Annotated in this window: 1 protein-coding gene; it reads left to right on the top strand. The window is 69.7% G+C overall.

The features are described from left to right. The coding region (locus tag EB084_24345; GenBank protein NDD31394.1) for a hypothetical protein at positions 1-2,010 on the top strand (2,010 nt) is incomplete at both ends.

Genomic DNA, 2,010 nt, shown 5'->3' on the forward strand with positions numbered 1-2,010 from the left:
CGCAAGCCTTGCGCAGCGCCTGCTGCACGCGCAGCGCCTCCGCGACCATGACGCCCGCGACCCGTTCGTCGAGGTCTTCACCTTCACCAGCGGCTACCCGTGGACCGCCGCCGACCTCAAGGAGGCGTTCTTCCGCTGGGTGCTCGCGTGGCCGATGATGCGGGCCGTGTTCCTCGAGACCCCGGAAGGCCTGCGGCTCGATTTCCCGCCCATCGACGAAACACGCCTGGTGCGCGTGGCGTCGGTGACCCATCTGCCGAACCTCGACCGACGCCGCGCCACCGACGCCCTCATCGACGAATTCGCCAGCGCACCCATCGATCTGGCGCTCGGTCCGCTGGCCCAGGTGCTGATCGTGGAAACGGGGGGAGGCGAGACGCAGTGCGCGTTGCGGGCGAGCCGCCTGGCCGTCGATCAGACCATGGTCTCGCACCTGCGCGAGTCGTATCTGCGTGCGTGCCACGAGGTGGGAGGAGGACGGCCTCGCCACCGCGCCGAGGTCGACCATGCCGCGCTCGCCGCGGCGCACGCGCGAGACGACGCGGCCCACGCCGCCGAGCGGGCGCGCGCGGCGGCCTTCTGGGCCACCTACCTGCCCGACGAGCGGGTGCCCATGACCCTGCCCACCCGCGTCACATCGGGCACCCTGCGCTATCAGGAACGACGTGGCGACTGGACCGTGGTACCCATTCAGCCACCCGTGGTGACCGCCGCGCGAACCCTGGCCGAGAAGCACGGGGTGACCCTGGGCGACGTGCTCGAGGCCTGCTTCGTAGCGCTGCTCTCCCGCTACAGCGACGCGGAGACCATCGTGCTGCGTGAGTACACCGCGCGCGACAGCGCGGTCGGGACGAGCCTCGCCACGGTGCACGGCCAGCTGCTACCCCTGGTGTTCGAGGTGACGCCGACGACCCCGTTCAGCACCCTCATCGATCAGGTGCCACAGCAGCGCCAGCGCGTGCGTGAAGGCGCCGCGAACCTGCTCTTCGATGCCGTGGTGGCGCCCAACGAACACGGGCGGGACAAGATCGACCTCCTCACACAGGCCGGCTTCCGATACGTGCGGTACATCTCCGCCGACGGTGAAGCCCGTCCGCAGATCCGCGACTTTGCAATACATCAGCGCTTTCGCCCCCCCGTCGATCTGCTGCTGTCGGTCGATGAGTTCGCCGACGACGTGCTGGTGTCGCTGGCGTACTGCCTCGATCTGTTCGACCCCCGCGTGATCGACGACGTGGTCGCGCACTATGCATCGCTGCTCCGCGGCTTCGTGCACGCCGCCCAGCAGCCGCTGAGCGTGCCCCGCCTGCTCAGCGACGAGGAAGAGCACCGCATCGTCCACGACTGGAACCAGACGGCTAAACCCTATCCACACGACCGCAGCCTCGCCGACCTGGTGTTCCACACCTGCGAGACCCACGCCGACCGCGTCGCAACGGTCGATGCCCATCGCAGCCTGACCTATCGCGAGCTGGCCGCGCGCGCCGAAGCCCTGGCCGCGCGCCTGGCCGATCTGGGGGCCCGTCGCGGCGATCACGTGGTGCTGCTGCAAGATCGCAGCGCCGACGTCATCACCGCCATCGTGGCCTGCGTGAGCGCGGGGCTGGCCTACGTGCCCCTCGAGCCCGACTACCCGAAGGCGCGGGTCGAGGCACTGTGCGCGCAGTGCGGCGCGGTGGCCATCGTGGCCGACCCCGCCCTCGCCGGACTGGCGCCGGAGGGCATTCCCGTCATCACCGATCTCGACACGCCGCACGAGATGTTCGGCCGCATCCGCAGACCCGTCTCGCAGCCCACCGACATTGCCTACGTGCTCTTCACGTCAGGCTCGACCGGCGTGCCCAAGGCGGCCCAGGTCACCCAGCGCGGAGTGGTGAACCTCGTGACCTGGCTCATCGGTGAGTTCGGCTTCGACGAGCGCGACCGCGTGATGCTGAAGACCCCCTACTCGCACGACATCTCGGTGCCGGAGATCTTCATCCCCCTGCTGACCGGCGGGTGCGTGGTGGT

It is taken from the genome of Pseudomonadota bacterium, from assembly GCA_010028905.1.
Taxonomy (GTDB): Bacteria; Vulcanimicrobiota; Xenobia; order RGZZ01; family RGZZ01; genus RGZZ01.